At 66.7% G+C, this 294-nt stretch carries 1 protein-coding gene; it reads left to right on the forward strand.

All coding sequences use genetic code 11. The annotated features are described in order from the left end of the window. Positions 1 to 294, forward strand: a 294-nt coding sequence (locus tag PZH32_RS13360; protein ID WP_275208740.1) for an FAD-binding protein, incomplete at both ends; no start/stop codon positions are given.

Below are 294 nucleotides of genomic sequence, written 5' to 3' on the forward strand. Positions count from 1 at the left end.
GGACTGAAGGCCGAGATCGAGGCCTTCAACGCCAATGCCGCCGAGGGCAAGGATCCGGTGGTCCATCGTGGCGAGAAGCACCTGGACATCAACACCACCGGCGTTATGGCCGGCAGCCGCACCGACATCCCGAACCCGGTGCTGGCGCCCCTGGCCGCGGGCCCGTTCTATGGCACCACCTACGTGCCTGGTTCGTGCAGCACCTCCGGCGGCCTGACCATCAACGAGAACGCCCAGGTTGTGAATACGGCGGGCGAGCCCATCCCGAACCTGTACGCGGTTGGCTGCGCTTCC

This window comes from Adlercreutzia equolifaciens (genome assembly GCF_029076695.1).
GTDB lineage: Bacteria > Actinomycetota > Coriobacteriia > Coriobacteriales > Eggerthellaceae > Adlercreutzia > Adlercreutzia equolifaciens_A.